General features: G+C 64.9%; 12 protein-coding genes and 2 pseudogenes. 12 read left to right on the top strand and 2 right to left on the bottom strand.

Annotation, left to right across the window (positions count from 1 at the left end; translation table 11 throughout):
• Positions 1–522: phasin family protein (locus tag CSQ92_RS15715; RefSeq protein WP_099394526.1), on the bottom strand; the 522-nt coding region annotated here is incomplete at its 3' end.
• 381 nt (positions 523–903) lie between these two features.
• On the opposite strand from CSQ92_RS15715, the gene CSQ92_RS15710 reads away from it, so the two are divergent.
• From CSQ92_RS15710 to CSQ92_RS15655, 12 genes and pseudogenes are all read left to right on the top strand, one after another.
• Positions 904–2,178, top strand: a complete 1,275-nt coding sequence (locus CSQ92_RS15710) for an amidohydrolase family protein (RefSeq protein ID WP_092608230.1) — start codon at positions 904–906, stop codon at positions 2,176–2,178.
• Between the two features lie 36 nt (positions 2,179–2,214).
• The gene (locus CSQ92_RS15705; RefSeq protein WP_034786527.1) at positions 2,215–2,733 is read left to right on the top strand and encodes a GNAT family N-acetyltransferase; all 519 of its coding nucleotides are present in this window, start codon (positions 2,215–2,217) and stop codon (positions 2,731–2,733) included.
• Positions 2,734–2,741: 8 nt separating this feature from the next.
• Positions 2,742–3,272, top strand: a complete 531-nt coding sequence (locus tag CSQ92_RS15700) for a GNAT family N-acetyltransferase (protein WP_099394732.1) — start codon at positions 2,742–2,744, stop codon at positions 3,270–3,272.
• 136 nt (positions 3,273–3,408) lie between these two features.
• Entirely contained in the window at positions 3,409–4,680 is a 1,272-nt protein-coding gene (locus CSQ92_RS15695; RefSeq protein ID WP_099394525.1) for an ABC transporter substrate-binding protein, read from the top strand.
• Positions 4,681–4,761: 81 nt separating this feature from the next.
• Positions 4,762–5,652, top strand: a complete 891-nt coding sequence (locus CSQ92_RS15690; RefSeq protein WP_099394524.1) for a carbohydrate ABC transporter permease — start codon at positions 4,762–4,764, stop codon at positions 5,650–5,652.
• Complete coding sequence (locus CSQ92_RS15685) at positions 5,640–6,467, top strand: carbohydrate ABC transporter permease (protein ID WP_099394523.1); 828 nt, start codon at positions 5,640–5,642, stop codon at positions 6,465–6,467. The genes CSQ92_RS15690 and CSQ92_RS15685 overlap by 13 nt, the downstream gene beginning before the upstream one ends.
• Before the next feature lie 11 nt (positions 6,468–6,478).
• A complete protein-coding gene (locus tag CSQ92_RS15680; protein WP_070281392.1) occupies positions 6,479–7,519 on the top strand; it encodes an NAD(P)-dependent alcohol dehydrogenase in 1,041 nt (346 codons plus the stop codon).
• A gap of 2 nt (positions 7,520–7,521) precedes the next feature.
• Positions 7,522–8,610: pseudogene (locus CSQ92_RS15675) on the top strand (ABC transporter ATP-binding protein); the annotation flags it as partial.
• Positions 8,611–8,679: 69 nt separating this feature from the next.
• Positions 8,680–9,570: an AraC family transcriptional regulator gene (locus CSQ92_RS15670; RefSeq protein ID WP_034786532.1), complete on the top strand. Its 891-nt coding sequence runs from the start codon at positions 8,680–8,682 to the stop codon at positions 9,568–9,570.
• Between the two features lie 17 nt (positions 9,571–9,587).
• A complete protein-coding gene (xylB, locus tag CSQ92_RS15665; protein ID WP_099394522.1) occupies positions 9,588–11,063 on the top strand; it encodes a xylulokinase in 1,476 nt (491 codons plus the stop codon).
• 226 nt (positions 11,064–11,289) lie between these two features.
• A pseudogene (locus tag CSQ92_RS15660) lies at positions 11,290–12,918 on the top strand (methyl-accepting chemotaxis protein).
• Between the two features lie 168 nt (positions 12,919–13,086).
• Entirely contained in the window at positions 13,087–14,901 is a 1,815-nt protein-coding gene (locus CSQ92_RS15655) for a putative bifunctional diguanylate cyclase/phosphodiesterase (protein ID WP_099394521.1), read from the top strand.
• Here the strand turns inward: CSQ92_RS15655 and CSQ92_RS15650 are convergent.
• The gene (locus CSQ92_RS15650; RefSeq protein WP_099394520.1) at positions 14,892–17,339 is read right to left on the bottom strand and encodes a TonB-dependent siderophore receptor; all 2,448 of its coding nucleotides are present in this window, start codon (positions 17,337–17,339) and stop codon (positions 14,892–14,894) included. The genes CSQ92_RS15655 and CSQ92_RS15650 overlap by 10 nt on opposite strands.
• Positions 17,340–17,367 lie beyond the last annotated feature (28 nt).

Below are 17,367 nucleotides of genomic sequence, written 5' to 3'. Positions count from 1 at the left end.
GGCGGGGGCGGCAACGGGGGCGGGTGCTGCCTTGGCAACAGGCTTGGCCACTTCGGCAGGCTTGGCGGCAACGGGCGCTGGGGTCGCTGCTGGCGCAGGTGCAGCGACAGGGGCAGCGGCAGGTGCGGCGATGGCCGGCGCAGGCTTGGCTGCGGCAGGGGCAGGGGCCGTTGCGGCGGCAGGGGCGGCAGCATCGAGGCGGGCCTTGGCCGAGGCCAGCAATTCCGCCTGGGTGCTCGAGGCGATGCCGAACAGCTGGCGGCTGTAGGCCAGCACGCTCTCGATGTTAGGCTGCGCCTGGTTGCTGCTGTAGCTGAAGAAGTCGCGCGGGTCCTGCGTTTCCAGCAGGTGCTGCGCCGTTTCCGCTGTCTGCGACAGGGCGGCTTTGCTTGCGTTCAAGTTCAGGGCGATGATTTTCTCGGCGCTTTCAAAGACTTTGCTGGTCAGGGTGCTGAAGATTTGCAGCTGGTTTTCCAGTTGCGACTTGGCGACGCTGGAAATTTGTTCAGGAAGCGGAAACATATTTACTCCTTTGTACGGATTAAAATGCTGGCAAAACGCTCTGCAAAATCCCGAAAACCAGAGTTGGGCGCGTTTTGTAAAGCGGGTAGCGTGCTGAATAGCTGATCATAGGCTGATTTTGATGCAACGCAATATGAATATTCTAGCGGTGATTCGAGTTGGTTGAAAGTTATTTTTATCGCGCCGCCCTGTCATGGCGGCATAGTATTCATCAGCTTGTTGCTGTCTGACGAATGTTTGCGCCCGCGCAAGGCGCGCATCGTGATTCTATGGCTATGTTTTTGCCAGTCGCTATATTTTTGCACTGCAGCATTCGCACGGAAGTAGATGTAATGGCAATAATGTCATTGCCCCCAAGTAGCCAACAGAAGGAGTGTCCGCATGGACCTTGTCATCCGCAATGCCAGCCTGCCCGACGGGCGCCGCGCCATCGATATTGCCATCGAGGGCGGCCGCATCGCCGCCGTCGGCCCCGCCTTGCCCGTGGCGGGCGCGCAAGAGATCGACGCCGCCGGCGACCTCGTCACGCCGCCGTTTGTCGACGCCCACTTCCACATGGACGCCACGCTCAGCTACGGCTTGCCGCGCGTGAACGCCTCCGGCACCCTGCTCGAAGGCATTGCCCTGTGGGGCGAACTGAAGCCGCAATTGACGCAGGACGCCCTGGTGGAACGCGCCTTGCAGTATTGCGACTGGGCCGTGGCGCGCGGCTTGCTGGCCATCCGCTCGCACGTGGATATCTGCGACCCGCGCCTGCTGGCCGTCGAAGCGCTGCTCGACGTCAAGCGGCAAGTGGCGCCGTATCTCGATTTGCAGCTGGTGGCCTTCCCGCAGGATGGCATCCTGCGCAGCCCCGGCGCCTTCGACAATCTGAAGCGCGCGATTGCCATGGGCGTCGACGTGGTGGGCGGCATCCCGCATTTCGAGCGCACCATGGCCGACGGCGCGGAATCCGTGCGCCTGCTGTGCGAATTTGCCTGTGAACGTGGCCTGATGGTCGACATGCACTGCGACGAGTCGGACGACCCGCTGTCGCGCCACATCGAAACCCTGGCCTTTCACAGCCAGCGCCTTGGCATGCAGGGCAGGGTGACGGGGTCGCACCTGACATCCATGCATTCGATGGACAATTATTATGTCAGCAAACTGCTGCCCCTGATCCGCGAGGCGGGCGTGGCGGCCATTGCCAACCCCCTCATCAACATCACTTTGCAGGCGCGCCACGACACGTATCCGAAACGGCGCGGCATGACGCGCGTGCCCGAGATGCTGGCCGCCGGCATTCCCGTCGCCTTCGGCCACGACTGCGTGATGGACCCGTGGTACAGCCTGGGGTCGGGCGACATGCTGGAAGTGGCGCACATGGGTTTGCACGTGGCGCAGATGACGGGCCAGCAAGCCATGCACGACTGCTTCCTGGCCGTGACGGAGACGCCGGCGCGCATCCTGGGCCTCGATGGCTACGGCATCGCGCCCGGCTGCCATGCGGACTTGCTGATCCTCGATTGCAGCTCCACGGTGGAAGCGCTGCGCCTGCGCGCGGCGCGGCGCCTGGTGCTGCGGCGGGGGAAAGTCGTCAGCGAGGCGCCCCGCGCACAATCGCGCCTGCACCTGCCGGGGCGGCCCGAAACGGTCAATTTTCGCCTGGGGCGCTGATACAATCAGCCATCACTTGTTATCGGGAGTACCGCTTTGAAAGAAATTGATATCCGCCCGGCCAACGAAGCCGACTTCGACGCCATGTGGCCGATCTTCCAGACCCTGGTTGCCGGCGGCGACACCTATACCTTCCCCGCCGATACCACGCGCGAAGAGTGCCATGCCTACTGGTTCGGCCCCGGCGTGCAAAGCTTTGTCGCCGTGATGGGCAGCGAGCGCCTGCTGGGCATGTACAAGCTGGTGGCGAACCAGCCGGGCCATGGATCGCACGTGGCCAATGCCTCGTTCATGGTCGATCCCGCCGCGCAGGGCGTGGGCGTGGGCCGCCTGCTGGGCGTGCACTGCATGGAAGAAGCACGCCGCGCGGGCTACCTGGCGATGCAGTTCAACTTCGTCGTCAGCACCAACCTGGCCGCCGTCACCCTGTGGAAAAAACTGGGCTTCACGGTCGTCGCCACCCTGCCGCTGGCCTACCACCACGCGCAGCTGGGCTATGTCGATGCCTACGTGATGTACCAGCTGCTGACCGACCCGATGCAGTGGCCGGCATGAGCGGCGCCATGACAGAGCCGATCACCGTCATCGAGACGCCCCGCTTGCGCCTGCGCACCGCTACCCTGGACGATGCGGCCTTCTATATGGAGCTGGTCAACGACCCGTCGTGGATCGCCAACATCGGGCAGCGCAACATCCACACCCTGGAAGCGGCCCGCGCCGCGCTTGAAACGGGACCCATGGCGCAGTTCCGCGAGCATGGCTATTCGCTGTACATCGTCGAGCGCCGCAGCGACGGCGCGCCTGTCGGCATGGCCGGCCTGGTGCGCCGCGACAGCCTGCCCGGCCCCGATATCGGCTATGCCGTGCGCCCTGCCTATTGGGGCCAGGGCTATGCCTGGGAAGCGGCGGCCGCCATCGTGCAGCATGCGCAGCACGTGCTGCGCCTGCGCACCCTGTACGGCATCACTTCGCAGCAGAACCAGGCGTCGATCAACCTGCTCAACAAGCTGGGCCTGCGTTTCGAGCGTTTCTCGCGCCTGCCGCCGGATGGCAAGGAGACGAATGTCTACCGCAAGGATTTTCGTCTGGACTGAGGCGGAAAATGCGTATCAGGGAAGTGAAAAAAAGTATTTAGAAACCGGCGCCTTTTGTAGTGGTGGCGCGCGGTCTTTGTTTTTATAGTTGGCATACCGGTGGAAAACCGCCGGACTATAAAAATGGAGACGTGTTATGAAAATCATGACTGCTGTTGCATGGGGCGCCCTCATGTCCGCCGGGTTCGCAGACGCCTCGGCGCAAAGCTGCTCGGTGCCTGTGCTCAAGGTGCTGGCGCAAAAAAGCCTGGGCCTGACCGTGATGGAAAAGACCCTCGCCGAGTATGAAAAGAAAAGCGGCACCAAGGTACAAATCAGCTATTTCGGCGAAAACGACCGCCGCTCCAAGGCCAGGCTCGATGCTTCCACCAAGGCCGGTTCCTACCAGATCTATTACATCGATGAAGCCAACGTGGCCGAATTTGCCACGGCAGGCTGGGTCGTCCCCCTGCTCAAATACCTGCCCAAGGAAGCTGACTACGACGACTTCCTGCCGGGCCGCCGCGCCGTCGCCTCGTACAAGGGCGTGGCGTATTTCGCGCCCCTGATCGGCGGCAGCGACTTCCTGTTCTACCGCCGCGACCTGCTGGAAAAGGCCGGCATCGCCGTGCCGAAGACGCTCGACGAACTGGTCGCCGCCGTGAAAAAACTCAACAGCCCGCCCAACGTATATGGCTGGGCGGCGCGGGGCCAGCGCGGTTCTGGCATGAATGTGTGGCGCTGGTCGCCGTTCATGCTGGCCGCCGGCGGCAAGTGGGAAAAGGATGGCGTGCCGACCTTCAATTCGCCGCAGGCCGTGAAAGCCACCACCTTGTACCGCGACTTGTTCAAGTATTCGCCGCCGGGCAGCGCCACCTACGACTGGAGCAATGCGCTCGAAGCGTTCAGGTCGGGCAAGGTGGCCTTCATGATCGAGTCGACGCCGTTTGCCGACTGGATGGAAGACCCGAAAAAATCCTCGGTGGTCGACAAGGTCGGTTATGTGCGGCCACCCGCGCCGCTGGCATCTGCCGCCTATGGCCACGGCCTGGCCATCTCCGCCACGGGCGCGAAGGATGAATGCACGCGCCAGGCGGCCGGCAAGTTTATCGCTTTCGCCACGGGCAAGGAACAGGAGCAGGCGCGCCTGAAGGACAACGTCTTCAGCGACTACAACCGCAGCAGCACCATCGCCAGCGACTACTTCCGCAAGCACGTCAAGCCGCAGATCCAGGCGGGCCTGACGGACACCACGCCCGTCTCGCGCGTCACCATCTGGCCTAGCCCCGAGTGGCCGGACATCGGCGACAACCTGGGCGTGGTGCTGGAAGAGGTATTTACGGGCACGCGCGGCGACGTGCAAAGCGCGCTCGATGAGGCCAATGAGTACGCGACGGAAGTGATGCAACGGGCTAGCAAAAGGAAGTAAGCCGCATGCCGTTCAGCCGCCGCCCGCGAAGGCGGCGGCCAGCTTCCCTGTGCCTGACAGTCCGTTGCGAGAGTCTCTCCTATGCCACACACTATCCGTAAAAAACGCCATACCTGGCTGCCGGCCGTGTTTCTGACGCTGCCGCTGCTGGTCCTGCTGATACTGGGCCTGGTGCCCAGCATCGCCGCCATCAACCTGGCCCTGCAAAACCGCGTACTGCGCTACAGCGACAGCGATTACGTCGGCTTTGCCAATTTCATCCGCCTGTTGGGCGACCGCCGCTTCGTCAATGCCGTGCAGGTATCGGCCATCTGGGAAGTGGTCACCGTGGCCGGCTCGCTGATCGTCGGCGTGCTGCTGGCCGTGTTCCTGTTCGAGAGAGTCAGGGGACGCACGCGTGACGTCATCGCGCTGCTGCTGATCGTGCCCGTGCTGCTGCCGCGCGTCTCGGCCGCCTTCATCTGGAAGTTCATGTATTCGCCGCTGATGGGCATCCTCAACTGGCTGCTCGAGTGCGTGGGCCTGGGCGGCACGGCCTTGCTGTCCGATCCCGCCACGGCCCTGTATGCGGTGGCGCTGGTCGACATCTGGCAGTGGGGCCTGTTCTTCGGCGCCGTCATCCTGAAGCTGCTGGAAACCCTGCCCGCCGAACCGCTGGAAGCGGCGCGCCTCGATTACGCCAGCACGCTCCAGGTGTATGCGTATATTGCGCTGCCGATGCTGAAGGTACCCATCATGAGCCTCGTGTTCATCAAGATGGTCGAGTCGCTGCGTTCGTTCGACCTGATCTACGTGATGACCAAGGGCGGCCCCGGCATCTCCACCGAAACCCTGGACATGTACGCGTATGCGCAAGGCATCGGCCTGATGGGCAAGGTGTCGTATGCGTCCAGCATGGCCGTGCTGATGATGCTGGCCACGACTGTCATCTTCACTTTACTCTGGAAGCGGGTTGCCAAATGGGAAAACTGACTGTTCGGCGCGGCATGGGCCATGCCGCCACCACCGCCATTACCACCGCCATCGTGCTGGTGGCGCTGTTTCCCATCCTGTGGGCCGTGCTCAATTCCTTCAAGGAGCTGATGGATATCGTCACGCCCGTGCCGCGCTTTTTCTTCAGCCCGACCCTGGCCAACTACAAACAGGTGCTGGCCAGCCCCGAAGTGCTGACGGGACTGGGCAACAGCGTGGCCATCGTCGGCGTGGCCGTGTTGCTGGGCGCCGTGCTGGGCGTGCCGGCCGCGTATGCGATCGCCCGCTATCCGATCCCGGCCAAGAAGGATATCCAGTTCTTCCTGCTCTCCCTGCGCTTTTTGCCACCCGTCGCCGTCGCCATTCCCTTGATCTCGATCTGGATCGACCTGGGCCTGTACGACTCGCGCCTGTCGATGGTGGTGACATATCTGCTGGTGACCCTGTCGACCATCATCTGGCTGTCGATTCCCGCGTTTGCCCGCATCCCGAAAGAGATCGAGGAAGCGGCGGCGCTGGACGGCTACGGCCCTTACCAGGTGTTCTGGCACGTGGCCCTGCCGGTGGCCTCTAAAACCCTGATGGGCGGCATCGTCTTCAGCTTCGTGCTGGTGTGGAACGAACTGATGATCGCGCTGGCGCTCACCTCCTCGAAAAGCATGACCCTGCCCGTGGTGGCGTCGGCCTTCACGTCGATGGGCCAGGAAGTGCCGTGGGGCGTGGTGAACGCTTCCACCGTGCTGCTGGCGCTGCCGCCGCTGCTGTTCGTCGGCATCCTGGGACGGCTGCTCAACTCCATGCTCAAACATAAATAAGGAAGGCTATCATGCAAGCACTCGTACTGGAACAGGCGCATTCCATCACCCTGCGCGATATCGACGTGCCGCTCGCCGTCGGCCCGCGCGATGTGAAAATCAAGATTCATACCGTGGGCATCTGCGGCAGCGACGTACATTACTTCAAGCACGGCAAGATCGGCCCCTTCGCCGTCGAAGCGCCGATGGTGCTCGGCCACGAGGCATCCGGCGTGGTGGCCGCAGTGGGCGCGGAAGTCACGCACCTGAAGGCAGGGGACCGGGTCTGCATGGAGCCGGGCGTGCCGCAGTTCGATTCGCCGGCCACCATGCGCGGCCTGTACAACCTCGATCCGGCCGTGCGCTTTTGGGCCACGCCGCCCATCCATGGTTGTCTCACGCCATATGTCGTGCATCCGGCCTCGTTCACCTTCAAGCTGCCCGACAACGTCAGCTTCGGCGAAGGCGCCATCGTCGAACCGCTGGCCATCGGCCTGCAGGCGGCCAGGAAGGCGGCCATCAAGCCGGGCGACGTGGCCGTGGTGATCGGCGCCGGCACCATTGGCGCCATGAACACCCTGGCCGCGCTGGCGGGCGGCTGCTCGCGCGTGATCCTGGCCGACCTGGTGCCGGAAAAACTGGCCCTGTTCGCCGGCAATCCCGCCGTCACCACGGTCGACGTGCGCCAGGCCAGCCTGGCAGATACGGTGCGCGAGCTGACGGACGGCTGGGGCGCCGACATCGTTTTTGAAGCCAGCGGCAGCATGCGCGCCTACGACAACATCATCGATCTGCTCTGCCCGAACGGCTGCCTGGTGCTGGTCGGCATGCCGCCGGATAAGGTGCCTTTGGATATCGTCGCCATTCAGGCCAAGGAAGTGCGCATCGAATCCGTGTTCCGCTACGCGAACATCTTCCCGCGCGCCATCGCCTTGCTGGCCTCCGGCAAGATCGACGTGAAGCCCTTCATTTCGCGTACCTTCGGCTTTGCCGACGGCGTGCAGGCGTTCGAGGAAGCGGCCAAGGGCCATCCGCGCGACGTCAAGATCCAGATTGAACTGGCAGGAGACTAACCATGGCAAATATCGCCTGCAGGCAGCTGCACAAGACGTATGACGAGAAGACGGCCGTGCTGCAGCCGTTCGACCTGGAAATCGATGACGGCGAATTCATCGTCCTGCTGGGGCCATCGGGCTGCGGCAAGTCGACCTTGCTGCGCATGATCGCGGGCCTGGAAGACATCAGCGGCGGCGAGCTGCTGATCGGCGGCGCCGTCGTCAACGACTTGCCGCCCCGCGCGCGCAACGTGGCGATGGTGTTCCAGAATTACGCGCTGTATCCGCACATGACGGTGTACGACAATATCGCCTTCGGCCTGCGCCGCCTGAAGGTGCCGAACGACGAGATCGAGCGCCGCGTGCGCGAGGTGGCGGCCATCCTCAGCCTGGACAGCCTGCTCGAGCGCAAGCCGCGCGCCATGTCGGGCGGCCAGCAGCAGCGCACGGCGATTGCGCGCGCCATGATCAAGACGCCGCAAGTATTCCTGTTCGATGAGCCGCTGTCGAACCTGGACGCCAAGCTGCGCGCGCAGCTGCGCGCCGATATCAAGCGCTTGCACCGCCGTTTGCGCACCACCACCCTGTACGTCACGCACGACCAGCTCGAAGCGATGACCCTGGCCGACAGGGTGGTGCTGATGAGGGGCGGGCATATCGAGCAGATCGGCACGCCGGCGGAGCTGTACAACCACCCGCGCACCCTGTTTGCGGCCGGTTTCATCGGCACGCCAGCCATGAATTTCATCGACGGCGTCATCGAAAAAGAGAACGGGCAAACGGTGCTGGTATGCGCCGGCTACCGCTGGCCGCTGATTTCGCCCCGCTTCGCCCCGCTGCCGGCCGGCATGCGCGTGGTCTTCGGCCTGCGGCCGAACCACTTGCGCGCGGCGCTGCCGCAGGAACACGCCGGCAGCCATGGCCTGGCGTGCGCCATCGACCTGGTCGAGCTGCTGGGTGCCGAAGCGCTGATCAGCTTTCAGTGCGGCGCCTTGACCTTGTCGGCCCTGCTGCCGGCGAATGCGGCCAACAGCGCGGCGCAGGTAGGGCAGACCCTGGCGCTGGCCTTCGACGAAGAGCACATGCATCTGTTCGACGCCGACAGCGGGCTGGCCGTGGCGCCCGGTGGTCAGTAAGTGGTTAGAATAGGGTGACCAAGACCGTGCAAGGGAACTGCCGTGACGCCTGACCTGGAACTGATCCATAAACCGATCCATGAATCGTTTCGCGCGTGGGCGCACGGTTTTCCGCACACCGTGGCGAAATGGCATTTTCATCCCGAGTACGAGCTGCACTTCATCATCACATCGAATGGCAAATTTTTTATCGGCGACCATATCGGCAGTTACGGGGCAGGCAATCTGATCTTGACAGGGCCGAACCTGCCGCATAACTGGGTCAGCGAACTGCCGGAAGGCGTGGTCCTGCCCGAGCGCGACCTGGTGCTGCAGTTTTCCAGCGACTTCATCGAACGTTGCGCGCTGCTGTTCCCGGAGATGGCGCCCCTGAAAGCCCTGCTGGCCGAGGCGGGGAGGGGCTTGCAATTTCCCGATGCGCTGGGCCTGCGCCTGGTGCCGCTGATGAAGGAATTGACGACGGCGCAGGGCTTGCGCCGGGTCGAACTGTTTACGCGCCTGTTCGGCGAGCTGTGCGACTGCCGCGAGCGGCGTCCGCTGGCCAGCGTCACCTACCTGGCGCAGGCTGGCCGCTACATGTCGTCGACCATCAACCTGGTGCTGGCCTATATCAAGCAGAACATCACGCTCGATTTTTGCGAGCAGGACGTGGCCGACGTGGCGGAGATGAATACGCTCAAATTCACGCGTTTCTTCCGCAAGCATACGGGCACCTCGTTCATTCAATACGTCAACCAGGAGCGCATCGCGCTGGCCTGCGAGCTGCTGATGAACACGGACATGAAGGTCACCGATATCTGCTATCGCACGGGCTTCAACAACCTCTCCAATTTCAACCGCCAGTTTTTGGCACACAAGCAGATGTCGCCGTCGAAATTCCGCTCCTGCCTGCTGATGAACATGCCCGAGCCGTCAGGCGACGGCCATTCTTAACTTTCTTTTGGAATCAAATGACTTATCTCGGTATCGATATCGGCACTTCCGAAGTCAAGGCCATCCTCACCGATGACACCCAGGCCATCCTTGCCAGCGCCGGCGTGACCCTGCGCGTCTCCAGCCCCCATCCCGGCTGGTCGGAACAGAATCCCGAGGACTGGTGGCACGCCACCCTGGACGTCATCGCGGCCATCCGCGCCGCGCAGCCGGTGGCGTTTTCCGGCCTGCGCGGCATTGCCCTGTCGGGCCAGATGCATGGCGCGACCCTGCTCGACAAGCAGCAGCATGTGCTGCGCGCGGCCATCCTGTGGAATGACACGCGGGCGTTTGCCGAATGCGTGGAACTCGAGGCGCTGGTGCCCGAGTCGCGCGCCATCACGGGCAACCAGGCGATGCCCGGCTTCACGGCGCCCAAGCTGCTGTGGCTGCAAAAGTACGAACCCTCGCTGTTCCGCGCCACGGCCAAGGTCTTGCTGCCGAAGGATTACGTGGCGCTGCGCCTGACAGGCGAGTATGTGTCCGACATGTCCGACGCTTCCGGCACCCTGTGGCTGGACGTGGCCAGGCGCGACTGGTCCGAGCGCATGCTGGCCGCTACTGGCTTGACGCGCGAGCATATGCCGCGCCTGGTCGAAGGCAGCGACGCTGCGGCGCAGGTGCGCCCGTCCCTGTGCCAGGAGTGGGGCATCGCGCATCCGGTGCTGCTGGCCGGCGGCGCGGGCGACAACGCGGCCGCCGCCGTGGGCCTGGGCGTGGTGGAGCCGGGCGCCGGCCTGCTGTCGCTGGGTACCTCGGGCGTGCTGTTCGCGGGCAGCGATGGTTTTGCGCCGAATCCGGGCCAGGGCGTGCATGCGTTCTGCCATTGCCTGCCCGAGCGCTGGCACCAGATGAGCGTGATCCTCAGCGCCGCGTCCAGCCTCAGCTGGGTGGCGCGGCTGACGCAGTCGAGCGACATCGGCGAACTGGTCAGCCTGGCGGAAAATGTCGAGGCGCGCACGGCGCCGGTCTTCCTGCCCTATCTGAGCGGCGAACGCACGCCGCATAACGATGCCTCCGCGCGCGGCGTATTTTTCGGCTTGTCGACGGAACACGGGCGCGCCGAACTGGCCTACAGCGTGATGGAAGGCGTGGCCTTTGCCATGGCCGACGGCAATGCGGCCTTGCGCAGCGCCGGCACGCATCTGGAAGAAGCGTCGTTCGTCGGCGGCGGCTCGCGCAGCCGCTTCTGGGCGCAGCTGTGCGCGAATGCCTCGGGCTTGCGCGTGCTGCGCCACGACCACGGCGTGGCCGGCGGCACCATGGGCGCGGCGCGCCTGGCGCAGATGGCGGTGACGGGCTTGCCGCCCGCGCAGGTGTGCACGCGCCCGCCCGTGCAGGAAACGGTGGCGCCGCAGGCGTGCGCCGTGCTGGACGACCGCCTGGCGCGCTACCGGCGTTTGTATCCGCTGCTGCGCGAGGAGTTCGCGGGAGCGGCTGTGGTGGCGCGCTGACGCTGCCAGCAAGATTGCCGGCCTGACCATGCTGTGGGCGCGCCAATATGGCCAGGCAGTCAACTTTTCCATGTAATTTGTTGTTTCTATGTTGAAAGTGTTTCTCTAACGAAAGCGCTGCTTGGTTTTTCACGGGGCGCGCCCCATGATTTCCCTATTTGGTGAGAATTGGATAGTTTTGGTGGCGTCTTTGTTGCCATCCTGTTCTTGCTGCCGGGAGAAACACATGCAACTCGCGAATCTGAAAATCTCCGTCCGCCTGGGTCTGTTGGGCGCCTTTTTCTTCCTTGCGCTGGTGTTCGTTGGCGCGCGTGGCTGGAGCGCGCTCGACGCGGCCAGTGCGCGCAGCGCGGACGCCATGCAGCGTTCCGTCGCCTTGACGGAAGCGGTCGACGCGGCGCGCAGCGCGCAGGTGGAATTCAAGATCCAGGTGCAGGAATGGAAAAACATCCTGTTGCGCGGCGGCGATGCTGCCTCCTTCCAGCGCTACCGCGAAGCGTTTGTCGCCAGCGGTGCGCAGACGCGCAAGGAATTGAAAAGCCTGCAGGCGATGATGGGCGCATTAAAACTCGACACGGCACCCGTGGAGCAGGCGCTGCAGGCGCACGACGCGCTGGGCGTCAGCTACCTGGCGGCGCTGCAAAAGTATGACGGCGCGCGCGCCGACAGCGCCCAGGCCGTCGATGCGCTGGTGAAAGGCATGGACCGCGAACCGACGCGCCAGATCGATGCCATCGTCGCGACCATCGGCAAGCAGTCGCACACCCTGATGGCGCAGATGAAGGAGCAGGATGCGGCCGCGCACCGCAGCGCCAGCATCGCCATGCTGGCCACCGTGCTGGTGACCCTGGTCGTCGGCAGCGTGACCGTGTGGTGGCTGATCCGCAGCATCACCGTGCCGCTGGGTGCGGCCGTCGGCATCGCCCAGCAAGTGGCGGCGGGCGACCTGCGCGCCGTGGTGGCCGACGGCAGCCGCGATGAAATCGGCGACCTGTTGCGCGCCTTGAAAGCCATGAGCGGCAACCTGGCCGCCATCGTGGGACGGGTGCGCGCCGGCACGGACGCCATCGCCACGGCGTCCGGCGAAATCGCCAGCGGCAATATGGACCTGTCGTCGCGCACGGAAGAACAGGCCAGTTCGCTGGAAGAAACGGCTGCCTCGATGATCGAGCTGACGTCCACCGTGCGGTAGAATAACGACAACGCGGACCAGGCGCGCCAGCTGGCCGGCGGCGCCTCCGACGTGGCGCAGCGCGGCGGCGAGGCCGTGGCGCAGGTGGTGCAGACCATGAGCCATATCAATGCCTCGTCGAAGCGTATCGTCGATATCATCGCCGTCATCGACGGTATCGCTTTCCAGACGAATATCCTGGCCCTGAATGCGGCCGTGGAAGCGGCGCGGGCCGGCGAGCAGGGACGCGGCTTTGCCGTCGTTGCCACCGAGGTGCGCAACCTGGCGCAACGTTCGGCAGCGGCGGCCATGGAAATCAAGCAGCTGATCGGCGAATCCGTGCGCACGGCGGAAGAGGGCAGTGTGCTGGCCGGCCAGGCGGGGCGCACGATGGATGACGTGGTGAGCAGCGTGCAGCGCGTCAACGCCATCATTGGCGAGATCGCCGTGGCCAGCGTGGAGCAGCGCGACGGCATCGAGCAGATCAGCATCGCCATCAGCCAGATGGATGGCGTGACGCAGCAGAATGCGGCCCTGGTGGAGCAGGCCGCCGCCGCTGCGGACGCGCTGCAGCAGCAGGCGGCCAGCCTGGCCGACGCCGTCAGCATCTTCAAGCTGCATGCGGAGCCCGGCGCGGCCGCACCGGCGGGTGCCGCGCTGGCCCGGAGGCTGTCGCTGGCCTGACGAAGAGCTGCCCCGTGCCGCTTGATGCCAGTCAAGCGGCCCCCGATCAGGCAAATATCGCGCCCAAATTCTTATACTATTTCCTTTCCGCATGGTTCTGCGCCCGGCCGCATGGCGCGCGTTGCAAAGGAAAAGCATGTCTTCCAAATCTTGCCTGCCGGGTGACGCATGACGGCGCTGCTGCTGGCGCTGTGCCTGGTCCTGGCCGTGGTGCTGAGCTTGCTGCTGGCCTGCCAGTGGCAGGCGGCGCGCACGTGGCGCCTGCGCCATGCGACGGGCGTGGTGCTGCAGGCGGCGCAGGGCCAGCGCATGGCCGATGCGCTGGCCCTGTTGCAGGCGCTGCCGGCGGCCGTCATCGGCACCGACCACGATGGCGTGGTGCAGTACCTGAATCCCCGCGCCAGCGCCATGGGCGGACTGCTGGGCGACGGTGGCCTGGGCCAGCCCGTGACGCAGCTGCTGCCCCTGTTCCATGACGGCACGCCCATCGATGCGGCGCGGCAGGTGCGCGACTGCGTGGCGCAGCAGGAAGTGCTGGAAGTGGCGCGCGGCGCCGTGCTGCTGCGCCATCTCGACGGCAAGCGCATCGACGTGCAGTACAGCTGCGCGCCGCTGGCGCAGGGCGGCGCCGTACTGCTGTTGCACGATGTGTCGGCGCGCCGGCGCGCCGAGCAGCAGCTGGAATTCATCGCCCACCACGACGGCTTGACGGGCTTGCCGAACCGGCTGCATTTCCAGATCCGCTTCGAGCACGGCATCGCCTACGCGCGCCGCCACCAGGCGTTGCTGGCCGTGCTGTTCGTCGACATCGACCGCTTCAAGTCCATCAACGACAGCCTGGGGCACGACGTGGGCGACCAGGTGCTGACGGAGTTCGCGCGCCGGGTGCAGCAGTGCGTGCGCAAGGTCGACACGGTGGCGCGCCAGGGCGGCGACGAATTCATCATCCTGCTGACGGAACTGCGCACGGCGCACGATGCCGAGCGGGTGGCCGAAAAAATCGTCGGCGCCATCGCCGCCCCCTTCGTCATCGGTGAATACAGCCTGTCGGTGGCGGCCAGCGTGGGTGTGGCCCTGTACCCGGACGACGACGACGACGTCAATGCGCTGATCGAAAAGGCCGACCTGGCCATGTATGCGGCCAAGCGCCGCGCGCCCGGTACCTGCCTGCGCTACGCGCCGCGCATGCAGACGCAGTCGTATTCGCGCACCATCCTCGAGACGGCCCTGCGCCACGCGCTCGAACGCGATGAATTCGCGCTGTACTACCAGCCGCGCATGGACTTGACGATGCGCAGGATCACGGGCGTGAAGGCGCTGCTGCGCTGGAAGCACCCGGAACTGGGCCTGATGATGCCGCTCGACTTTTTACCGGTACTGGAGGAAAGCGCCTTGATCCTGCCGGTGGGGGCGTGGGTGATGGCCACGGCGGTGGAGCAGGCGCGCAGCTGGATCGCGCAAGGGCAGATGCTGACGGTGTCCGTCAGCCTGTCGGCGCGCCAGTTCTACCAGCGCGATATCGCACGCAATTTCGCCGCTGCGCTGGAAGCGGCCGGCGTGCCGGGGCATTGCATCGAACTGGAAATCGCCGCCGGCATTCTGATCGCCCGCAACCAGAACTGCGAACTGATACTGAGCCAGTTCCGCCAGCTGGGCATGGCGATTGCCATCAGCGATTTTGGCACGGGCGACGCTTCGCTGAACTACCTGAAACGCTTTCCCACGGATGCCGTGAAGATCGAAAAGTGTTTTGTCGACGACGTGGGAAAGCCGGGCGGCGACGGCGCCATGGTGCGCGCCATCGTGGCGATGGCACGCACGCTCGGACTGCGCACCATCGCCGGCGGGGTGGAAAGCGGCGAGCAGCTGGAACTGCTGGCCGAGATGGGCTGCGACGAGGCGTTTGGCTACTACCTGGGCCGCGCCATGGCGCCCGAGGGTATCGAGGCGCTGCTCAAAAGTGGCGAAGCCATTCAGAACTGATAGCGCAGCGACAGCATGGCGTTGCGCGGATCGCCGTAATAGCCGCCCATGCCCGTCGAGTAGTAGCGCTTGTCGAAGACATTGTTGACGTTCAGGGTCGCCACCAGTTGCTTGCCGAGCTGGTACTGCGCCATCAGTCCCGCCACCGCATAGGCTTTCTGCGTGAAGCGTTCGCCGTTCGGCCCGCGTTCATCCATGTAGATATCGCTTTGCCAGTTCACGCCGCCGCCCAGCACCAGGCCAGGCACGCCTTGCGCCAGGCGCCAGGTGGTCCACAGCTTGGCCATGTTCTGCGGCTGGTTGGTCTGGATGCGTGCGCCAGCGGCATTGCGGATGCGGCTATAGGCATAGCTGGCCGTCAGTTGCCAGTCGGGACGCAGCTGGCCCGAGACTTCCGCCTCGAACCCGCGCGTGGTGGCGCCCTTGACCGTGTGGTAGGCGTAAGAACCGCCGCCCGTGCCGATGATCCAGACATTGCCCGGATCGGCTTCGGCCAGGTTTTCCTGCTTCAGCTGGAAGAGGGCGGCGCTGGTGGTGAGCTTGCCGTCGAAGAATTCGCCCTTGGCGCCCACTTCGTAGTTCTTGCCTTCCAGCGGCGCCAGGAAGCGGCTGTTGACGTCGCGCTGGCTTTGCGGCGTGAAGATGCTGGTGTAGCTGGCATAGGCCGACCAGTGCCGGCCCAGGTCGTAGACGAGGCCCGCATACGGCGTGATCTTGCCGTTTTCGCGCATCGCGTCGTACAAGTCCGTGTCGGCATCGTAATCGCTGCGGATGTCGCGCTTCCAGTACGACAGGCGCGCACCCAAAATCACCGACAGCGCGTCCGTCGGGCGCAGGCGCAGGGTCGAATACAGGCCGCTTTCGCGCTCCTTGTCGTACGAGCTGCCCAGGCGCGTGCCGCTGTAGTCGGGCACCGGCATGGCGCCATTCCAGGCGTGGATATCCGGCACCGTGTAGTCGTAGCCAGTCAGGCGCCAGCCCGGATAGATGGGGCTATTCGTCTTGAGTTCCGAGGCGCTCACGCCCAGCACCAGTTCATGCTTGCGGCCGAAGGCCTGGAACGGGCCGCTGACGTAGGCGTCGAGCGAGGTCTGTTGCGGCTTGCTGTGCCAGTTGGCCAGCCACAGCTTCATGCCGCCGCCCGTCACGCGGTCCGGGTAGCCATTGCCGGAAAAACCCTGCAAGGCATCGTACTGGTTGCTGCTGCGGCTGACGGCCACCTTGGCGATCCAGTCATTGTCGAAATAATGGTCGAGCGTGGCGAACAGCATGCTCTGTTCGCGGTCATACGTGCTCCACGCGGCCGTGCCGTTCATCGAGCGGGAAAAATGGGTTTGCGAGCCGTCGGCATAGAACATGGGGAATTCGCGCCCCGCGCCCTTGAGCTTTTCCTGCTGGTAGTTGACGCCGGCGCTGAGCACCGTCGACGGCGTCAGGTCCGCTTCGACGATGGCGTACAGCACGTCCTTTTTCTGCTGGTAGCGGTCGATGAACGAGCGCTGGTCTTCATGCGCGGCGACGATGCGCGCGCGCACCTTGCCGTCCGTCGTCAACGGCGTCGAGACATCGCCTTCGATGCGGTAGCGGTCCCATGAGCCCAGCTGCGCGCCGGCCGCGGCGGCAAACGCGCGGCCCGGGCGCTTGCGCACGAGGTTGATGGCGGCCGACGGGCTGCCCGTGCCGCTGATCAGGCCCGTCGCGCCGCGGATGATTTCGACGCGGTCGTAGATGGCCATGTCGTAGGTGCGCGCTTCCAGGTTCTTGCTGGTCGGGATGCCGTCGAACATGTACGACGTCACTTCGAAGCCGCGTGAAAATACCTGGTCGTATTCGCGCGTGCTCGACGAATGGTCGACCGTGATGCCGGGCGCCTGCACCAGAACGTCCTGCAAGGTGCGCAAGCCCTGGTCCTCGATCTGCTGGCGCGTGATGACGCTGACGGCTTGCGGCGTTTCGCGCAGCGACAGGTTCAGGCGCGTGGCGCTGGTCAGGCCCGCGTAGCCGCGCTTGCCTTCCGTGGTGCCGTCGCGCAGGGCGCTGGAGCTGACGGCTACTTCGCCCAAGGTCGCGGCAATCGGCGCGGCGGGCGATGCCGTGCCTGCCTTGCGCAGCACGTAGCTGCGTTCCCCGCTGGGCAGCGCGTCGAGGCCCGTGCCAGCCAGCAGGCGGGCCAGTGCCTGCGGCACCGTGTAGCTGCCGCTCAGGCCCTGCGTGCGCACGCCTTGCAGCAGTTCGGCCGCCGCGCCCACGCTCACCTTCGCCTCGATGGCAAAGCTGGCGATGGCGGTGGATAGTTCGCCGGCCGGCACGTGGAAAACCGTTTGCGCGGCGGCTGGCGTGGCGGCATCGGCTGCCATGGCCGGCGCCTGCGCCAGCGACAGCAGGAACACGGCGCTGCCGATGGCGCGCGCGAGGGGAGTCAAACGGGGTGGGTGCATGGTCTTGCCTTTCCGGTGAGTGTCGTTG

The sequence above is a fragment of the Janthinobacterium sp. BJB446 genome (assembly GCF_002735655.1).
Classification (GTDB): Bacteria; Pseudomonadota; Gammaproteobacteria; order Burkholderiales; family Burkholderiaceae_D; genus Janthinobacterium; species Janthinobacterium lividum.
Note: the sequence above shows the minus strand (reverse complement) of the source record. Positions and strands in the feature narration are given on the sequence as shown.